This is a genomic window from Sphingobium sp. FW305-3-2-15-F-TSA7 (genome assembly GCF_058787155.1).
In genome coordinates, this window is record NZ_JBYSZM010000017.1 from 18,946 (window position 1) to 36,726 (window position 17,781).

Annotated in this window: 15 protein-coding genes and 1 tRNA gene; 11 read left to right on the forward strand and 5 right to left on the reverse strand. The window is 64.8% G+C overall.

The genetic code is table 11. The features are described from left to right. Positions 1-52 precede the first annotated feature (52 nt). Both AC3WN8_RS14850 and AC3WN8_RS14855 read right to left on the reverse strand, forming a co-directional pair. Positions 53-1,090: a FecR family protein gene (locus AC3WN8_RS14850; protein WP_492670224.1), complete on the reverse strand. Its 1,038-nt coding sequence runs from the start codon at positions 1,088-1,090 to the stop codon at positions 53-55. 2 nt (positions 1,091-1,092) lie between these two features. Continuing rightward, a complete protein-coding gene (locus AC3WN8_RS14855) occupies positions 1,093-1,608 on the reverse strand; it encodes an RNA polymerase sigma factor (RefSeq protein WP_492670225.1) in 516 nt (171 codons plus the stop codon). Between the two features lie 322 nt (positions 1,609-1,930). On the opposite strand from AC3WN8_RS14855, the gene AC3WN8_RS14860 reads away from it, so the two are divergent. The 4 genes from AC3WN8_RS14860 to AC3WN8_RS14875 all read left to right on the forward strand — a co-directional run bounded on the left by AC3WN8_RS14860 (position 1,931) and on the right by AC3WN8_RS14875 (position 4,795). Then, positions 1,931-2,233 carry a putative quinol monooxygenase gene (locus AC3WN8_RS14860; protein WP_492670226.1) on the forward strand — a complete coding sequence of 101 codons (303 nt, stop codon included), beginning with the start codon at positions 1,931-1,933 and terminating at the stop codon, positions 2,231-2,233. Positions 2,234-2,313: 80 nt separating this feature from the next. Next, positions 2,314-3,297, forward strand: a complete 984-nt coding sequence (locus AC3WN8_RS14865; RefSeq protein WP_492670227.1) for a hypothetical protein — start codon at positions 2,314-2,316, stop codon at positions 3,295-3,297. A gap of 308 nt (positions 3,298-3,605) precedes the next feature. After that, the gene (locus AC3WN8_RS14870; protein WP_492670228.1) at positions 3,606-3,980 is read left to right on the forward strand and encodes a MarR family winged helix-turn-helix transcriptional regulator; all 375 of its coding nucleotides are present in this window, start codon (positions 3,606-3,608) and stop codon (positions 3,978-3,980) included. After that, positions 3,980-4,795: an NAD-dependent epimerase/dehydratase family protein gene (locus tag AC3WN8_RS14875; RefSeq protein WP_492670229.1), complete on the forward strand. Its 816-nt coding sequence runs from the start codon at positions 3,980-3,982 to the stop codon at positions 4,793-4,795. The genes AC3WN8_RS14870 and AC3WN8_RS14875 overlap by 1 nt, the downstream gene beginning before the upstream one ends. A 27-nt stretch (positions 4,796-4,822) precedes the next feature. On the opposite strand, the gene AC3WN8_RS14880 is transcribed toward AC3WN8_RS14875, so the two are convergent. Further along, the gene (locus AC3WN8_RS14880) at positions 4,823-5,437 is read right to left on the reverse strand and encodes a TetR/AcrR family transcriptional regulator (protein ID WP_492670230.1); all 615 of its coding nucleotides are present in this window, start codon (positions 5,435-5,437) and stop codon (positions 4,823-4,825) included. 74 nt (positions 5,438-5,511) lie between these two features. On the opposite strand from AC3WN8_RS14880, the gene AC3WN8_RS14885 reads away from it, so the two are divergent. Next, complete coding sequence (locus tag AC3WN8_RS14885) at positions 5,512-6,450, forward strand: SDR family oxidoreductase (protein ID WP_492670231.1); 939 nt, start codon at positions 5,512-5,514, stop codon at positions 6,448-6,450. Between the two features lie 329 nt (positions 6,451-6,779). Here AC3WN8_RS14885 and AC3WN8_RS14890 read toward each other — a convergent pair. Continuing rightward, positions 6,780-6,855: transfer RNA gene (locus AC3WN8_RS14890), tRNA-Thr, on the reverse strand. Between the two features lie 159 nt (positions 6,856-7,014). Between AC3WN8_RS14890 and AC3WN8_RS14895 the strand changes: the two genes are divergently transcribed. Beyond that, positions 7,015-8,328: a PAS domain-containing protein gene (locus AC3WN8_RS14895; protein ID WP_492670232.1), complete on the forward strand. Its 1,314-nt coding sequence runs from the start codon at positions 7,015-7,017 to the stop codon at positions 8,326-8,328. 123 nt (positions 8,329-8,451) lie between these two features. Then, positions 8,452-13,113: an NAD-glutamate dehydrogenase gene (locus AC3WN8_RS14900; protein WP_492670233.1), complete on the forward strand. Its 4,662-nt coding sequence runs from the start codon at positions 8,452-8,454 to the stop codon at positions 13,111-13,113. A gap of 646 nt (positions 13,114-13,759) precedes the next feature. On the opposite strand, the gene AC3WN8_RS14905 is transcribed toward AC3WN8_RS14900, so the two are convergent. Then, entirely contained in the window at positions 13,760-14,452 is a 693-nt protein-coding gene (locus AC3WN8_RS14905) for an alpha/beta fold hydrolase (protein WP_492670234.1), read from the reverse strand. A 135-nt stretch (positions 14,453-14,587) separates the two neighbouring features. Here AC3WN8_RS14905 and AC3WN8_RS14910 point away from each other — a divergent pair, with 135 nt between their 5' ends. Genes AC3WN8_RS14910 through AC3WN8_RS14925 form a run of 4 tightly spaced genes read left to right on the forward strand, consistent with a single transcriptional unit; the run spans position 14,588 to position 17,666 of the window. Further along, the gene (locus tag AC3WN8_RS14910) at positions 14,588-15,232 is read left to right on the forward strand and encodes a PepSY-associated TM helix domain-containing protein (RefSeq protein ID WP_492670235.1); all 645 of its coding nucleotides are present in this window, start codon (positions 14,588-14,590) and stop codon (positions 15,230-15,232) included. Between the two features lie 14 nt (positions 15,233-15,246). Then, a complete protein-coding gene (locus AC3WN8_RS14915) occupies positions 15,247-15,783 on the forward strand; it encodes a DUF2271 domain-containing protein (RefSeq protein ID WP_492670236.1) in 537 nt (178 codons plus the stop codon). Between the two features lie 15 nt (positions 15,784-15,798). After that, positions 15,799-16,683, forward strand: coding sequence for a DUF4198 domain-containing protein (locus tag AC3WN8_RS14920; RefSeq protein ID WP_492670237.1), 885 nt, complete (start codon positions 15,799-15,801; stop codon positions 16,681-16,683). A 53-nt stretch (positions 16,684-16,736) separates the two neighbouring features. Then, positions 16,737-17,666 (forward strand): FAD:protein FMN transferase, encoded by a 930-nt coding sequence (locus AC3WN8_RS14925; protein WP_492670238.1) that lies wholly within the window; start codon positions 16,737-16,739, stop codon positions 17,664-17,666. The last annotated feature ends 115 nt before the right edge of the window (positions 17,667-17,781 follow it).

Consider the following 17,781-nt stretch of genomic DNA (forward strand, 5'->3'; position numbering starts at 1 on the left):
CGCTACAGGATAAGACGCGCCACATCCGGGCGACTGTCATTCGACCGCAAAATTAACGCATGAAGGTTTTGACGCCTGCGCGGTCTTCGACGCGCAGCGGCACAACGCTGGTGACGCCCTCGATGAACGCAGCTGAATTTCCAGCCGAATAGACACCATTTACGGGCGTGCGCGCCGCTGCTGCGGTGCCGACGGCCATCTTCTCGTTCGAATAGCGGTTCATGCGCTCTACTGCGGACTGTAGCGGTTCGTCGGCGAAGCTGAGCATGCCCGCTTCCCATGTCAGAGTGAGTGCGGGGTCGGCAGGCACGATCTTTGTCAAATCCGTCGAAATGTCCGCTACCAGCTCGCGACCCGGCATAAGTGCAGCATCCGACATGCGCGATTCAGTGCCGGAGGCATTTACGGGTGCCGCGCCCAGCCGCTTGCCCCGATCGCTCATCACGGCGACATGACCTTCGTAGAGAATGACATGTACCTTGCGTCCAAGCAGTTCGACGCTGAATTCGGTGCCTGTGGCAATCACCATCCTGTCAGCGGCGGTGACCGTGAAAGGCCGCAATGGATCCTTGGCGACGTCGAATTTGGCGCGCCCGTGGACGAGCTGCAATTCTCGTCGCGAGCCACCATAGCGCACACGAACATTCGTGTCGGCATCGAGCGATATGCGCGATCCGTCGTCCAGCACGATGACGCGGCGTTCGCCGGTCGCGGTGACATAGGATGCAAAGGCGAACTGCGCGTAGATGCCATAGGCAAGCAGCATCAGGACCAGCGACGCGGCGACGGCGAAAATCTGTCGATATCCTGAGAAGCGGCCCGCCCAGCGGCGACGATTGGTCGCACCGAATCCGTCCAATGCTTCCGCGCGGAAAGCAATGATATCCGGCTGCAGGCTGATTTCGTCGATGCCGTGCCATGTCCGCACAATATCCTCGAACGCCAGGCGATGCTGGTCCGATTGCGAGAGCCAGGCTGCGAATGCCGCCTGCTCCTTGTCCGTCATGCTGCCATCGGCCATGCGGATGCACCACAGCCCGGCTTCCTCGAGGAGCGACATGCCGTCCGCTGTATCGGGAGATGCCGTCATGATCACGCCTCCCCTCTGATACGGCTCGTCAGGAGCGCCAATGCCCGCGCGAGTTCTCGGTCGATCGTACTCATACTGACCCCGAACGCCTCGGCAACGATCTTGCGATCCATGTTCTCAAGCCGGCACAGAAGGAAGATCGTACGGGTCCGTTCCGGAAATTCCGCCACGCCCTTGCGCAGGATCGAAAGCGCCTCGCGGTCGCTGGCTATGCGGAGCGGATCGAGAGGATCGACGCCGCGGCCTTCGATCATCGACACCCCCGCGCGATATTCGCTGCGAACCTTCTCGCGCCGCCCCCGATCATGGAGGAGATTGGCGGCAATCTGGAAGATGTAGGCTTCGGGCGATTGCATCTCGACTTCATCATGCCCGGCGAGGCGCAGGAACACCTCTTGCGTCATGTCCTCCGCTTCGGAGTGGTTGCGCAGGCGGCGAAGGAAATACGCCATGAGCACCGGCCTGAATCGCCGGTTCAACTGGGTAAAGTTCGCCCTGTTTTCAAGCGCGCCGGTCATGCAATTCCGCCCTCGTGATTCCCGCATGACATAAGACGCACGAGCACGGATGGATCGTCACAGAGATCTTCACTATCTTGAAGAATCGAAAAAGCACATAAACTTAATCGCATTTCGGTGACATGTGCAAAAACCCCTTAACTATCTGACGATTGCGCTGCCAAACCGCGGGGCAAGAATTTAGGGGTTTTTGCACGTATCACTGGAATACGAACGTCCGAAGGCCTGCCGGCGCGGTTTTCAATCTGCCACACAATTCCCGAGCTATTCTCTTCAAAGAGGTTTATGCAGCGTTCGGCCGGGGGGTGCACAGGAGGACACCATGACAGCCTTGGCGCTTTATGTAGAACTCAAAGCAAAGCCCGGGAAGGAAGACGCAGTTGCGGCTTTCCTGGCAAGCGCGAGAGGCTTGGTCGATGCCGAACCGGGCACGATAAGCTGGTTCGCCGTTCGCTTCGATCAAAGCACGTTCGCGATCTTCGATGCCTTTGATGATGACGCCGGTCGCGAGGCCCACCTCTCCGGCAAGGTGGCTGCCGCACTAATAGAGAATGCGGAAGAATTGCTGGCCACGTCGCCTCAGATCCGCAAGGCAGATGTTTTGGCCGACAAGCTGCCGGGCTAGCTCAATGCCGCTATGGCCGCGTTGGAAGTCCAGCCGGCTACGTAGACCTAAGGCTCATCTTGGAGCTTGAGGAGGACGGCATGACAGCTTCACCAATTCGCGTTCTGCTCCAGACGACGATTCCGTCGATCGAGGACGATTGGAATATCGGGCGGTTCTCGATGATGCGAGACTATCTCGCGAACTTGACCAACGACGATGGCTCGCCGCTCTGCCTCGTCACCGCACGCGACCGTTTTGAGCCCGGCCGCCCTGATCCCATATTGTCGACCATGGATCGATCGGACTTCGACGAGCTTTGGCTATTTGCGGTCGATACCGGCGACGGCCTTCACGCTGAGGATTGCGCTGCGATAGGCCGCTTCCGGTCGAACGGCGGCGGTTTGCTGGTTACGCGAGACCATATGGATCTTGGAAGATCGGTCTGCTCGCTAGGCGGCATCGGACGCGCGCATTATTTCCACAGCACGAACGTCGATCCCGACGAGGCGCGCCGCGTCATCGACGACCGCGAGACGTCGTACATTCTGTGGCCCAATTATCATTCCGGGGCCAATGGCGACTTCCAAGAAATCGAGATCATCGGCCCCCCGCATCCGGTGCTGCTTGATCCGACGGTATCGGGAGGGCTGATCCGATATCTGCCGGCCCATCCGCATGAGGGAGCGGTAGGGGCGCCGATCGATGATCAAACCGCGCGGGTGATCGCGACGGGAACCAGCCAGGCCAGCGGCAGGCAGTTCAATTTGATCGTCACATTCGAGCCGTCGGCGGATGGTGGCCCGGGCATTGCCCAGTCGACCTTTCACCATTTTGCCGACTTCAATTGGGACCCCGCAGCGGGCTGCCCAAGCTTCGTCGAGGAGACGCCCGGCGCTGCACTTGCGCGATCGCCAGAGGCTCAGCGGTCGATACGCCGCTACGTCCAGAACGTTACTTTGTGGCTGGCCGGCCGGGAGCCATTTGAAGATCGTAAGGACCATCGTGAAGGGCAGTTGGACGAAGCGCTGGAAGAAAGCTTTCCAGCAAGCGACCCGCCAGCGATCATCTCCGATAGGCTGTAACTGATCGAACAGATGAACTTCGCTTGTCCTTTAGAATGGCGGCTTCCGGGAAGAGCGGTTGGCATCGTCTACTTCCGAGATTGGTCGACTGCCGATCGGCAGCTTTCCGTCTTCGACCATTGCAAACCGGACAGTCTCCTGCCGGCCCAAAAGCCGCTGCCCCTTCTGACGAGAGGGCGACATTAGAAGTGCTTGACACATTGTTAGCCCCCTGACAATATTGTTAGGTGCCTGACAATAATTACGAACGTGAGCCGCGATCCATCGCGATCTGGGCGAAGCGATGCTATTTCGCCGGACGAACGGTGATGGAGGACGCGCTTCGCGTCCACGGGCTCGGTGCCACGCAATGGTACGTCCTGCACCAACTCGCCACCATTGGCCCCACGAAGCAGCGCGACCTTGTGAAAACGCTCCAGGTCGAACGGGCGACCCTGAGCGCAGTGGTGGGGACACTCGTGGCCAAGCATCTCGTCGAGCAGGTGCGGGACACCGTCGACCTGCGGCAGAAGCTGCTTCGCCTTACTCCCGTCGGCGAGAAGCTGTGGGACGAGCTGCCTGATCTCAGTTTCATTCACGAAGACGCGTTCGGCAGCGTCAGCGAGGCCGATGCGGCGATCGTGGTGCGGGTGCTTCGGACTGCGACCGAGTGCCTCGCTCAAAGATCCGAAGGAGGAATGTGATGACGATCCTTTTGACGGGAGCGACCGGTCTTGTCGGAGAGCGCCTGCTAGCCCGGCTCGTCGAAGCCGGCGTGAGCTGCCGCGCCCTGGTTCGGGCGGGCAAGACCGTCGCTGTCGGTGCCACGGTTTTTGAGGGCGACCTTTTCGACCGCGATGCGCTCGCCAGGGCGGTCGACGGCATCTCGGCGATTGTGCATCTTGCCGCTGTGTTTCGCACCGCCAACACGGATCTGATCTGGAAGAGCAATCTCGAGGGGACGCAGAACCTGATCGCCGCAGCAAAGGCGCAGGCTCCCGACGCACGCTTCATCATGGCCAGCACGGCGCATGTCTACGGTCGGAGCGGCTCCCATCCGGGTCGAGAAAGCGATGTCGTGGATCCGCAGCAGGCCTATCCCGCGAGCAAATTGGCTGCCGAGCGCGCACTGCAGGGCAGTGGCCTTGGCTGGTCCGTCCTGCGCTTCCCCTTTGTGTATGGCGACGGTGACGGTCATCTTGAGGCGTTGCCGTCGCACCTGGACACGTTCGCGTTCCACCCGGCGCAGCGCATGAGTACAGTCCACCACATCGATATTGCCGCGGCCATCCGACTGGCGTTGACCGGCACGTTCGACGGGCAGATCGTCAATATCGCGGACGACGCAGCGACGACACTCTACGAACTGGTGCGCTTCGTCGGTAAGGATATGGATACGTCGTCAGAACCGATGTCGGACCCATGGTATCTGCATGTGGATGGATCCCTGGCACGCAGTCTCGGTTTTCGGCCCAGCGTGCGCACAGTCCGCGAAGCGGTCGAAGGCGGCCTGATGTAGGCAACGTCGCTTGTAGCGATCCCGAGCTCACCGGCGGGTGAGCAACTCCGTCTCCAGGGTGCCGAAGGTTTCTCGCAACAGAGTGGGCATCGTGCGCGCGCCGGCTTCCTGGTTGAACGCTTCGGTGGACAGGCGGATGGCGCCCATCGCGATCATCGCGACCAGCTTGAGCGCGGGTTGCCGTTCCGGTTCGGGCCAGCGTTCGCGCAATGCCGCGAGCAAGGTTCTTTCCTGCTCGACATAGCTGGCCTGCTTGCGGGCCTGCACGGTTTCGCTCGATCGCATCAACCGGTCGATCGCGAGCATGTCGTCGGGGGGGACCGCGGCGCATACATCGAGGACGGCGTCGCGCACGGCCTCGATCGGGCGCTTGTCAGGGGGCGCCTTGCGGATCGCCTCGGCGATCGTGGTCCCCATCCCGCTCTGCAGGGAAATGAGGATGTCGTCCTTGGACTTGAAGTAATGGAAGAAGCTTCGACGCGAGATTGCGGCCGCGGCGGCTATATCGTCCAGCGTGGTCGCTTCGTAACCGCGATCGAGAAAGAGGCGTATCCCAGCCTCGGTGATGCGCTTCATGGTCTCGCGGCGCTTGCGAGCCCTCAGGCCTTCCTCCGAATTCGCACCAGTAGACGCCGCCGGCATGATGCCCCTCTTGAAATATGCACTGAGTGCAAATATTATCCTGCACTCGGTGCATATATATGGACGAATAAAACATGCGTAAATGGACGGTGGCAGATATTCCCTCGCAGGATGGCCGCGTCGCGGTGGTCACCGGGACGGGAGGCCTCGGTTACGAGACGGCGCTCGCCTTGGCGCGCGCGGGCGCGAACACGATCATCGCCGGCCGCAACGCGAAAAAGGGGGCGGCCGCGGCGGCCCGGATTTCCGCCGAGCTTCCATCCGCGTGCGTGCGGTTCGAGTTGCTCGATCTGGCATGCCTGGCTTCCGTCGCGGCGTTCGCGGCCCAACTAGAAGGCCAGGAGGAGAAGCTCGACCTACTAATCAACAATGCCGGCGTGATGGTCCCGCCCAAGCGTGAGGAGACGAGGGACGGTTTCGAGCTTCAGTTCGGAACGAATTACCTCGGGCATTTCGCGCTGACGAACCACCTGCTTCCGCTGCTTCGCAGGGCGGGCAACGCAAGGGTCGTCTCGCTTTCGAGCGTCGCCGCACGCAGCGGCGCGATCGCCCTCGACGATCTCAACAGCGCGAAGGGCTACAAGCCGATGCCGGCGTACAGCCAATCGAAGCTCGCCTGCCTGATGTTCGGCCTCGAGTTGCAGCGCCGCAGCACCGCCGGCGGTTGGGGCGTGACGAGCATCATCGCGCATCCCGGCGTCGCGCGTACCGACCTCCTGCACAATGCTCCGGGTCGCTGGAGCGGAATGGGCCTGGCGCGGACACTGTTATGGTTTCTTTTCCAGCCGACCCCGCAAGGAGCGCTCCCGACGCTATTCGCGGGGACATCCGCGGACGCCGAGCCGGGCGGCTATTATGGCCCGGATGCACTGGGCGAGACGCGCGGATATCCCTCACCCGCTCGGATTCCGCCGGCTGCACTGGACAAGACAATCGCACGGCGTCTTTGGGAAGCCTCCGACAAACTGATCCAGAGCTCCATCAGCTGCCGCTCAGCGACCGATAGACCTTAGAAATTCGACCGCCGAGCTAATAAAATGCCGGCTTTGCACGATGTGACGCCCGATAGCTGCCGGTCTGCAGACGGACCAAAATTCGCCTTTCGCCGACGGACTCAGTGGGACTGAACACAATCGGAGACGGCGCGCATATGTGGGCGAGCGCAGGTGCGTGCGCAAAAATCGGAGCACCGGAGCCAAAGCAGCTATTCTGGAGCAATTCGGCCAGGACAACGTCTCGCGCGGACACCTAAGAATTCTCGCTCCGCCAACCCACGGTAAAGTGGCGACAATTCGGTCTGCCCCTGAGGGGCTAGCTCTGAACTGCGGAGACGGGGACTGAATGGTGCCGCTTAGGTGACTCGAACACCTGACCCTCGCATTACGAATGCGATGCTCTACCGGCTGAGCTAAAGCGGCCCACTGCATCCCGCGCCGATCTGCGGGCGGGTGGCGATTAGCAGCGCTTTGCGCGTTGCACAAGCATCGAAGATGCGGATCGTCACCATGCCCCACTTTACCATTCTTCAACCATATGGGTGCACTGAGACGGATGGGCGACGTGCCCTGGAGCGCGGAATGGATACGATGCGGGCAATCGAGGAGCAGGATGCGTTCGACCGCAGCCATGCGGACGACGGGACCGCCCATGCGCAGACTTCGATCGGCACCGACGAACGCCGCATGCATGTGCGTGCCTATAATCACTGGGCATCTTTGCTCGAAGGGCGCCCTTATCCGTTGATCGCGGACCTCCAGCCCGCCGACCTCGAGGATTTCGGCCCGCACAGCGTGCTGCTCGATTTCACCACCGATGCCGAAAATCCGTCGATCGCCTATCTCGGACGCAAGCTCCAGGACGAATGCGAACTGGATCGGGCGGCCACCGTCACCGACATTCCGAGTCGCTCGCTGCTGTCGCGGCTGACCGATCATTATCTCGAGATCATCGCCAACCGTGCGCCGATCGGCTTCGAGGCCGAATTCGTCAACGGGCGCGGATCGAACACGCTCTATCGCGGCATATTGATGCCCTATTCGTCGACGGGTGAAGCGATCGATTTCATCTATGGCGTGATCAACTGGAAGGAAATGGCGGCCGCCGATCTCGAGGACGAACTCGTCCTCGAAATGGATCAGGCGATCCGCACCACCCCGCGTGCCGTGGCGCCCGCCGTACCGATCTGGGCCGACGGCCCCAATGGCGAGACCATATCCGCACTTGGCGACGGGATCGACGACGACGGCTTCGGCGAAGAGGATGAAGCGCTCGAGGATATCGCGGCGCTGCCCGAGGATGCGGGTCTCGCCGACTGGCTCGACGTTGCGCGCAACGGCGCCATCGCATTTCGCGGCGCGGACAGCCGCAGCCGCGCCGCCCTCTATCGCGCGCTTGGCCTTTGCTATGATTTTGCGCTCGTCGCCGAACGCCGGGCGGAGGAATATGCCGAACTGCTCGAGGATGCCGGCCTGACCGCGCAGGCACGCGCGCCGATGACGCCGATCGTCAAGCTCGTCTTCGGCATAGATTATGACAAGGGCAGGCTGACCGAATTCGCCGCGGCGCTGAGCCATGGCCGCCGCCTCTCTCTGGGCGCCGGCGAACTGCGCGGCTTCCTCGAAAGCGCCAGGGGCGGACTGAAAGCGATCGTGAAGGCCGAACGCGCCCTGCGCACGCACGCGACGCCCCGGCCCGATCGCGCCGAGGCCGGCCGGGCCAGGCTTCGCGATGTCGCGCCCAAGGGGCTCATCGACATGGAAACCGGCGATGCGGAATTCGTCCTGCTGATCGCACGCCGCATCGGCGACGGCACCATCGGCGTCATCGATGCGGTGGAGGATTCCGACATGCTCGACCGCGCGCTCCGCAAGGCCGCCAAAGCACCCCGATAGCTCAAATCAACGTCCGTCATGGCCAAATCGACGCCCGTTATGGGTTGAGATCGCCACCGCATAGGCGCATAGACGCGTAATAATATTGCGCGGAATCACCGCGTGACTTGCAGGCGGAGTAATATGACGGACTCGATCGAAGTGCGGCCCAGCGCGCTCGCGAAACCCTTTCATGCGCCCATAGCGGCGGCACTCGTCGAGGGCGCATTGCCCGGCGAAACCCAGAATTTCGGCAAGGCCGCACGTGCGGCGGCAGCGGCGTTCATCGCGGAAACCGCATGGCAACGCCGGCCCGAGACGCCCGCGATCGCCCTCGAATCGATCGGCGCGGAAGAGGAAGGGGGTCTCCGCCGCATGCGGCTGGCGGTGATCAACCGCGACAAGCCCTTCCTCGTCGATTCGATCGCCGGCGCCATCGCATCGTTCGGCCTCGCCATCGAACGCCTGCTCCATCCCGTCGTGCCGGTGGCGCGCGACAAGGACGGCCGGCTGAGCGCGATCGGCAAGAAGGCAGGCAAGGATGCCGCGCCCGAATCCCTGGTCTATGTCGAAATCGAGCGCGCCGACGCGAAGGATCGCCGCGCACTGGTGTCGGCGATCCGCGACACGCTGGGCGATGTCCGCGCCGCCGTGCGCGACTGGCCGAAAATGCAGGTGGCGTTGCGCAGCGACGCCGAATCGCTCGGCGATACCGAGGGCGCGGCGTTGCTGCGCTGGTTCCTCGACGGCAATTTCACCCAGCTCGGCCACCAGGTCCGCCTCAATGACGGCACGATCGAATCGTCGCTCGGCATCGCCGGCAATGACGGTGCCGCGATCCTGGCCGATGCCTCGCTCGATCTCGCGCGCAAATGGCTTGCGGCCAAGGGCAACAAGGCCCCGCTCGTCGTCAAGTCCAACCGGATTTCCTCGGTCCATCGCCGGGCGCCGCTCGACGTGCTGATCGCGCCCGTCGTCCGTGGCGGCAAGACCGTCGGCCTTTCCATCCATAGCGGCCTGTGGACCAGCGCCGCGCTGGCGGCCGCCCCCGGCAAGGTGCCGGTGCTGCGCCATGGCCTCGCTTATATCCAGGACAAATACGGGTTCAGCGCCACCGGCCATGCCGGCAAGGCGCTGGCGCATGCGCTATCCGAACTGCCCCATGATTTGCTGATCGGTTTCACGCTGGAGCAGCTCGAGGAAGCCGCGCTCACCGCGATGTCGCTCGCCGATCGTCCGCGCCCCGCCTTGCTGCTGCAGAAAAGCCCGCTCGGCCGGCATTTGTTCGCGCTGGTCTGGCTGCCGCGCGACGAGGTCTCGACCGCACGGCGCGTCGCCATCGGCACCATGCTGGAGGAAGCGGCCAACGCCACGGTGCTGAGCTGGGCGATGGAGCTCGACGACGGCAATGTCGCGCTGATCCGCTATGCGCTCGATCTGCGCGACGGCGGCAGCCTGCCCGACAACGCCGCGCTCGATCGCCGGCTGGTGCAGATGGTGCGCGGCTGGCTGCCCGGCGTCGAGGCGGCCTTGGGCGAATTGGGTGAGGGACAGCGCGGCGCGGCGCGCCTCGCCATGCGCTACGCCAACGCCTTTCCCAACGGCTATCGCAATGCCTATGGGCCGGAGGAAGGCGCGCGCGATATCGCCCGGCTGGGGGCGCTCACCGAAACGAGCGATCGCGGTTCGCGGCTGTTCCGTCGCGAGGGCGATGCGCCCAACCAGCTCCGCCTGAAAATCTATCATGCCGGCGGCCTGATCCCGCTGTCCGACGCGGTCCCCGCGCTCGAACATTTCGGCTTCCGCGTGCTGGAGGAGATCCCGACCGCGCTCGATGCCGGCAAGCTCGGCTATATCCACGATTTCCTGCTGGAGACGACCGCGAATGCGGACGATCTGCTCGCACGCGCCGATGTGATCGAATCCACCATCTCGGCGGTGCTCCAGGGTCGGGCCGAGAATGATTCGTTCAACCAGCTGATCACCACCGTCGCGCTCGATCCGCAATCGGTCGTGCTGTTCCGCGCCTGGTTCCGCTATCTGCGCCAGACCGGCTTCGCCTATGGCCTCGACACCTTCACCGCGGCGATCCGCCGCGCACCGACGGTCGCACGCCGGATCATCGAGCTGTTCCACGCGCTGCACGATCCGGCCAGCAAGGCCGATGCCGAAGCGGCCGAGGCGGCGATCGACGCCGCGCTCGCCAAGGTGACCGCGATCGACGACGACCGCATCCTCCGGCGCATCCGCGCGGTGGTGGCGGCGACGCTGCGCACCAACGCCTTCTCCCCCGCCGCCGCCGAGGCGCTGGCGTTCAAGCTGGACAGCGCGGCGATCCCGGGCCTGCCGGCGCCGCGCCCCTGGCGTGAGATCTGGGTCTATTCGCCGCGCGTCGAGGGCATCCATCTGCGCGGCGGGCCGATCGCCCGCGGCGGACTGCGCTGGTCCGACCGGCGCGACGATTTCCGCACCGAGATCCTCGGCCTGATGAAGGCGCAACTCGTCAAGAATGCGGTGATCGTGCCGACCGGCGCCAAGGGCGGCTTCTATCCCAAGCAGCTTCCCAGCCCCGCCACCGATCGCGACGCCTGGCTTGCCGAGGGCACCGAAAGCTACCGCATCTTCATCCGCTCGCTGCTGTCGGTCACCGACAATATCGTCGAGGACAAGGTCGTCCATCCGCAGAGCGTCGTCGTGCGCGACGGTGAGGACCCCTATTTCGTGGTCGCCGCCGACAAGGGCACGGCCACTTTCTCCGACGTCGCCAACGCCATCGCGCTCGACCGCAATTTCTGGCTCGGCGACGCCTTCGCATCGGGCGGCAGCCAGGGTTACGACCACAAGGCGATGGGCATCACCGCCAAGGGCGCCTGGGTCTCGGTCCAGCGGCATTTCGCCGAAATGGGCATCGACGTGCAGAGCGATCCGGTCACGGTCGCAGGCTGCGGCGACATGTCGGGCGACGTCTTCGGCAACGGCATGCTGCTGTCGAAATCGCTCAGGCTGGTCGCGGCGTACGACCATCGCCACATCTTCCTCGATCCCAATCCCGATCCGGCGGCGAGCTGGGCCGAACGCGCGCGCATGTTCGAATTGCCGCGTTCCTCCTGGGCCGATTATGACGCCAAATTGATCTCGAAGGGCGGCGGCGTCTTCCCGCGCACCCAGAAGGAGATCCCGCTCAGCAAGGAGATCCAGGCCGCACTCGGCATCAGCGCCAAGAAGCTCGATCCCTCCTCGCTGATCTCGGCGATCCTGACCGCGCAGATCGACCTGTTCTGGTTCGGCGGCATCGGCACCTATGTGAAGTCGCGCGACGAGAGCAATGCCGAGGTCGGCGATCCGGCGAACGACGCGCATCGCGTCAATGGCGGCGACATGCGCTGCCGCGTCGTCGGCGAAGGCGCCAATCTGGGCGTCACCCAGGCGGGCCGCATCGAGTTCTCCGAACGCGGCGGCCGGATCAACACCGACTTCATCGACAATTCGGCGGGCGTCGATTGTTCGGATAACGAGGTCAACATCAAGATCCCGCTCAACCGCGAGATGCGCGAAGGGCGGCTGTCCTTCGAGGATCGCAACGCCTTCCTCGCCAGCATGACCGACGACGTGGCGACGCTGGTGCTCGAGGATAACCGCTTCCAGACGCTCGCGCTGTCGATCGCCGAACGCGGCGGCGCCAACGCCCTGCCCCAGCAGGTTCGCGTGCTCGAGATCCTCGAGGCCTCGGGCCGGATCGATCGTGCGGTCGAGGGGCTGGAAAGCTCGGACGAGTTGCTGCGCCGCGCGCAGGACAATCGCGGACTGACCCGCCCGGAACTCGCCATCCTGCTCAGCCATGGCAAGCTCGCGCTCCAGGACGCGATCGAGAAAAGCGCGGTGCCGCAGGATGGCGCGCTGACGCCGCTGCTCCACCAGTCCTTCCCCAAGCCGATGCGCAAGCGTTTCGCCAAGGCGATCGACGCGCACCGGCTGCGTTCGGAGATCATCGCGACCGAAATGGCCAACCGCTTCGTCAACCGCATGGGGCTCGTTGCCCCGTTCGAGCTGGCCGAAGAGGAAGGCGCACCGCTCTCTCAGGTGACGATGGCCTATTTCGCCGCCGATGCGATGTTCGGCCTGCAATCCTTGTGGGACGCGATCGAGGCCGCGACGGTCAGTGAAACCACCCGGCTCGAACTGCTGGTGACGGCGGCCGCCGCCGCCCGGCTCCACGTCAGCGATCTGTTGCGCGCGACCCGGCAGGATTCGCTGGTCGGCGAGACCGCCGAGCGGCTCGGCCCCGGCATTGCCCGGCTCGACCGCCAGACCGACAAGCTGCTCAAGGCCGAGGCCAAGAGCCAGGCGAGCGCATTGCGTGCCCGGCTGGAAGCGCTCGACGCGCCGGCCGCGATCGTCGACCGGATCGTCCGGCTCGACGAGCTCGACGGCGCGGTCGGCATCGCCGATCTCTGCCGCGACCGCGACTTTGACGAGATCGAGGCGACCAAGGCCTATGTCCGGCTCGGCGAGGCGCTGGGGCTCGACTGGGCAAAGGCCGCCGCGCTGCGCTGCGCAACTGCCGATCCGTGGGAGAAGCTGCTCGCCGCCGGCCTCGCGCGCGATTTCGAGCAATTGCGCATGGACTTCCTGGCCCGCGCCGAAGGCGGCGATCCGCAGGCCGTGGCGGATAGCTGGCTGGATGCCCAGGCCGCGCGCATCGCGCAGTTCCGCGCCCTGATCGACCGCGCCCGCACCGCACCGGTCCCGACCACCGCGATGCTGGCACAGATCGCGAACCAGGCCAGGATCCTGCTGGCGCGGTAAAACCACCCCTTTTTGTCATTCCCGCGAACGCGCACTGCTGTCCGGGATTTCATTTCAGGCGTCCGGTGCGAAGCGGGAATTCTGGGTGATGGGTCGCTCTTCTCGTTGTCGAGACATGATTTGGATGTGATCTCTCCTCCCTGCGCTTCAGCGCGGGGAGGGGGACCGCCGGCCAACGGCCGGTGGTGGAGGGGAAATGCGATATTGACGTCGCGCAGGGCCTTTAACTAGCGCTTATGGAGCGATTTCTGTGAGATACGGGGAGGAATGACGTATCGCAATTCCCCTCCACCACGACGCTTCGCGCCGAGTGACGGGTCGATCGTGCCCCCGGCACGGTCTTGGATTGCCGGGGGCAATCCAACCCGGCACTCCCCCTCCCCGCGCTGAAGCGCAGGGAGGAGAAAGTCTCGTTGCCCCAAGTACCGAGCAAAATCCCGGACACCAGTGCGCGCACGCGGGAATGACAATGCAGGATATTTATACCCGCGAGCGTGGTAGCCGCGCCCGATCCCTCCGCGTATCCGCGGCTCCGCGCGAACCATTCCGATACACGGTGCCTGTCCCAATTCATCAGATTCACGCGGAGCCGCGGAGACGCGGAGAGGAGAGATTGACGTAGGCGGTCGGGACGACTGGCTTCCGCCTATCCCTGAAGCCAGCCCCGCAGCAGCGCGCTCGTCTCGCCGGGCGCCTCCATCGCGGGCAGATGGCCGCATCCTTCGAAGACATGCAGCGCCGAACCGGCGATATCCGCATGGATCGCCCGCGACGCGGCCGGCGGGGTGAGTCGGTCGCCGTCCCCCACGCCCACGATCGTCGGCACCGTGATCGTGGACAGGGTCGGCCGGCTGTCGGGCCGGGTGAGGATTGCCTGTTGCTGGCGGAGAAAGGCGTCGCGGCCGACACGCTGCGCCATCGCGGTCACCGCCTCCCCCACCGCACCCTCGACATGCGAGGGGTGAACGAGCTGCGGCAGCAGCCGTGCGGTGACGCCGATGAATTTGCCCAGCCTGAGCGAGTCGATCGCGCCGCGCCGTTCCGTCGCGCGCGCCGCGTCATCGGGTGAAGCGCTGGTCGCGAGCAAGGCAAGCCGCGTCACGCGCTCCGGCGCCTGGCGCATGATCTCGAACGCGACATAACCGCCCATCGACAGCGCCGCGAGCGCGAAACGCGGCGGTGCCGCGGCCAGCGTGCGGGCCGCCATCGCGGCGACACTGTCGTCGAGCGTGAGGTCTGCGACGACGGGCGCGGCAATGTCTGCCAGATCGTCGATCTGCGCGCGCCACAGCGTCGCATCGCACAGCAGCCCGGGCAGGAACAGGACAGGCATGAGCATGATCGCGGGTCATGACATGCGCGACCGGCAATGCCAACGCGCCGATACGATTTGCGACACTTTTCGATATTGTAAATGCGAATCGTTCTCGATATGCGATTCTCATCACCCAATAGCAGGACCGATGCGGCGCCGATGCCCGAACCGACGCCGACACGAACGCCGCCGAAGCGCAACCGCAAGGCATTCTGGCTCAAGCAGCTTCATACCTGGCACTGGATGAGTTCGGCGGTCAGCCTGATCGGCCTGTTGCTGTTCACCATCACCGGATTCACGCTCAACCACGCCGCCGAGATCGAGGGCGCGCCGGTGGTGACCGAGGGCAGCGGCCAGCTCCCCGCGCCCCTGCTTCCGCAGATCGCCCCCGACGACAGGCCCGACGCCAAGAAGCCGCTGCCGCCCGCCGTCGCGAAATGGGTGGGTGAGACATTCTCGGTCAAATCGGGCGGCACCGCCGAATGGTCCGCCGACGAGATCTATCTGGCACTGCCGCGCCCCGGCGGCGACGGCTGGGTCGCGATCGACCGTGCGACCGGCGCCGCGACCACCGAAAAGACCGACCGGGGCTGGATCTCGTACCTGAACGACCTCCACAAGGGCCGCAATGCCGGCACCGCCTGGAAATGGTTCATCGACATCTTCGCCTTTGCCTGTCTCGTCTTCGCGCTGACCGGCCTGGTGCTGCTCCAGCTTCACGCCGCCAAGCGCCGGAGCACCTGGCCGATCGTCGGTCTGGGGCTCGCCATTCCCGCGGCCATCGCCATCGTCTTCATCCATTAGGGAGCCAAGGAACCATGCAGCTTTCCCACCGTATCGTCCTGACCGGCGCCACGCTGGCCGTGGGCGTAGTCGGGGCGCTCGCCGCTCCCGCCGCGGCGCAGACGATGGACGTCACCGTCACCATCCCGCGGCTGACCGTGGCCGAATATCATCGGCCCTATGTGGCGATGTGGATCGAACCCGCCGCCGGCGCGCCGCGCACCATTGCGGTCTGGTACGATTTCGACATGAAGAATAACGAGGGCACCAAATGGCTGCGCGACGTGCGCCAATGGTGGCGGGCCTCGGGCCGTAGCATGCAATTTCCCGCCGATGGCGTGACCGGCGCGACGCGCGCGCCGGGCGCGCAGAAGATCAGCTTCACCGCCGGACGCGGACCGCTCGGCACGCTTGCGCCGGGCCAGTACACATTGTTGATCGAGGCCGCCCGCGAAGTCGGCGGCCGCGAATTGCTCCGCCTGCCCTTCGCCTGGCCACCCAAGCCCGGCCAGACCGCACGCGCCGCGGGCACCGCCGAACTCGGCGCCGTCAGCGTCGCTTTCCGTCGTTAATAGGGGGAGGATTCAATGAAGATCCGTATCGCACGCATTCTCGCAGGTGCGGCGCTCGCCGCTGCGCTCGTCTCTCCCGCCGCCGCGCATCGCCAATGGATGATGCCGTCCGCCACCGTCCTTTCGGGTGACGATGTGTGGGTGACGGTCGACGCCGCCGTCTCGAACGACCTGTTCTATTTCGAGCACCAGCCGATGCGCACCACCAACGTCAAGGCGTGGGCGCCCGACGGCTCAGAGGTGAAGATCGAGAACGCCTCCACATTGCGCTATCGTAGCACCTTCGACGTGCACCTGCTGCAAAAGGGCACCTACAAGATCGCGTCGGTCAGTGATGCGCTGATGGGCAGCTATACGCTCAACGGCAAGACCGAGCGGTTGCCGCGCGGCACCACCGCCGAAAATCTCGCCCAGGCGATCCCGGCGGGCGCGACCAACGTCCAGACCGCGGAGAGCAGCAATCGCAACGAGATCTTCGTGACCGTCGGCGCACCGACCGAAACCGTATTCAAACCGGTCGGCAAGGGCATCGAGCTGGTGCCGGTCACCCATCCCAACGATCTGATCGCGGGCGAAGCCGCGACCTTCCAGTTCCTGCTCGACGGCAAGCCAGCAGCGAACCTGCCGGTCACCGTCATCCCCGGCGGCATCCGCTATCGCAACGCGCTCAACCAGATCGACGCCAAAACCGGCGCCGACGGCAAGGTGACGATCACCTGGCCCGAACCCGGCATGTACTGGCTCAACGTCACCACCGGCAGCGGTCGTGGCGAAGGCATGGGTGGCCCCGGCGGTCCGGGCGGTCCCGGTGCCGGAGAAGGTCAGCCGCCGGCGGCACCCGCCGGCCCGCCGCAGCGTCGCGCCAGCTATGTGACGACGCTCGAGGTGCTCGCGCCCTGACCGGCGATCCGCGGATCCTGATTCCCCGCGCACTTTCCCCGGCCGCGTTCGCCATGCGCGACGCGGCCGGATCCATTGTGACGCTGAACGGCCTTACCATGGGCACGAACTGGTCGGTGCGCGCGATATCCCCGCCGACAGGCATCGCACGCGACATTCAGAGCGTGCTCGATCAGGTCGTCGCCCAGATGAGCAACTGGGAAGCGGGATCGGAAATCAGCCGCTTCAACCGCGCCGCGCCGGGCGTCTGGCGGATGCTTCCACCAGAATTCGCGACCGTGCTCGACGCCGCGCTCACCATTGCCCGCGACAGCGACGGCGCGTTCGACCCGGCAATCGGCACACTGGTCGACCTGTGGGGTTTCGGCCCCTCGGGTCCCATCGCCGGACCACCGGATGACGCCACACTGCTGCGCGCCCGCGACCAGGCTGGCCATCGCCGGATCGAGCTCGATATGCTCGGCCTGCGCGCGCGTCGCACCCGCAATGCCGCGCTCGACTTTTCCGGCATCGCCAAGGGTTATGGCGTCGATCGCGTCGCCGAACTGCTGCTGTCGCGCGGGGTACGACATTTCCTCGTCGAGGTCGGCGGCGAATTGCGCGGCGCAGGGCTCAAGCCCGACGGCCAACCCTGGTGGATCGATCTGGAAGCGCCGCCCGGTATCGCATGTGCGCCCGCCCGCGTCGCGCTGCACGAGCTGTCGGTCGCGACGTCAGGCGATTATCGCCGCTGGTGCGAGCATGACGGCCACCGCTATGCCCACAGCATCGATCCCGCGACCGGCCGCCCCACGACCAATGGCGTGCGATCGGTGACGGTGCTTCACCCCAGCTGCATGCGCGCCGACGCCTGGGCGACCGCGCTCACCATCGCCGGGCCGGATGCGGGCATGGCCATGGCCGAAACGCAGAAGCTCGCCGCGCTGATCGTCAGCGACGGTGGCGAGGCGATGTCCTCCGCGATGCGCGCAATGCTCGACTGAAGGGGCGAGAGGGCCGGAGCTTGATCCGGCGGGATGCAACCCTCCTTGTCATTCCCGCCTACGCGGTAATGACAAGGAAGGGGGAAATCAAGCGTCTGACATGACCGCCCCAGCG

Coding starts and splice junctions, on each gene's coding strand:
- AC3WN8_RS14850 (WP_492670224.1), bottom strand. CDS start 1,090: ATGACGGCATCTCCCGATACAGCGGACGGCATGTCGCTCCTCGAGGAA.
- AC3WN8_RS14855 (WP_492670225.1), bottom strand. CDS start 1,608: ATGACCGGCGCGCTTGAAAACAGGGCGAACTTTACCCAGTTGAACCGG.
- AC3WN8_RS14860 (WP_492670226.1), top strand. CDS start 1,931: ATGACAGCCTTGGCGCTTTATGTAGAACTCAAAGCAAAGCCCGGGAAG.
- AC3WN8_RS14865 (WP_492670227.1), top strand. CDS start 2,314: ATGACAGCTTCACCAATTCGCGTTCTGCTCCAGACGACGATTCCGTCG.
- AC3WN8_RS14870 (WP_492670228.1), top strand. CDS start 3,606: ATGGAGGACGCGCTTCGCGTCCACGGGCTCGGTGCCACGCAATGGTAC.
- AC3WN8_RS14875 (WP_492670229.1), top strand. CDS start 3,980: ATGACGATCCTTTTGACGGGAGCGACCGGTCTTGTCGGAGAGCGCCTG.
- AC3WN8_RS14880 (WP_492670230.1), bottom strand. CDS start 5,437: ATGCCGGCGGCGTCTACTGGTGCGAATTCGGAGGAAGGCCTGAGGGCT.
- AC3WN8_RS14885 (WP_492670231.1), top strand. CDS start 5,512: ATGCGTAAATGGACGGTGGCAGATATTCCCTCGCAGGATGGCCGCGTC.
- AC3WN8_RS14895 (WP_492670232.1), top strand. CDS start 7,015: ATGGATACGATGCGGGCAATCGAGGAGCAGGATGCGTTCGACCGCAGC.
- AC3WN8_RS14900 (WP_492670233.1), top strand. CDS start 8,452: ATGACGGACTCGATCGAAGTGCGGCCCAGCGCGCTCGCGAAACCCTTT.
- AC3WN8_RS14905 (WP_492670234.1), bottom strand. CDS start 14,452: ATGCTCATGCCTGTCCTGTTCCTGCCCGGGCTGCTGTGCGATGCGACG.
- AC3WN8_RS14910 (WP_492670235.1), top strand. CDS start 14,588: ATGCCCGAACCGACGCCGACACGAACGCCGCCGAAGCGCAACCGCAAG.
- AC3WN8_RS14915 (WP_492670236.1), top strand. CDS start 15,247: ATGCAGCTTTCCCACCGTATCGTCCTGACCGGCGCCACGCTGGCCGTG.
- AC3WN8_RS14920 (WP_492670237.1), top strand. CDS start 15,799: ATGAAGATCCGTATCGCACGCATTCTCGCAGGTGCGGCGCTCGCCGCT.
- AC3WN8_RS14925 (WP_492670238.1), top strand. CDS start 16,737: ATGCGCGACGCGGCCGGATCCATTGTGACGCTGAACGGCCTTACCATG.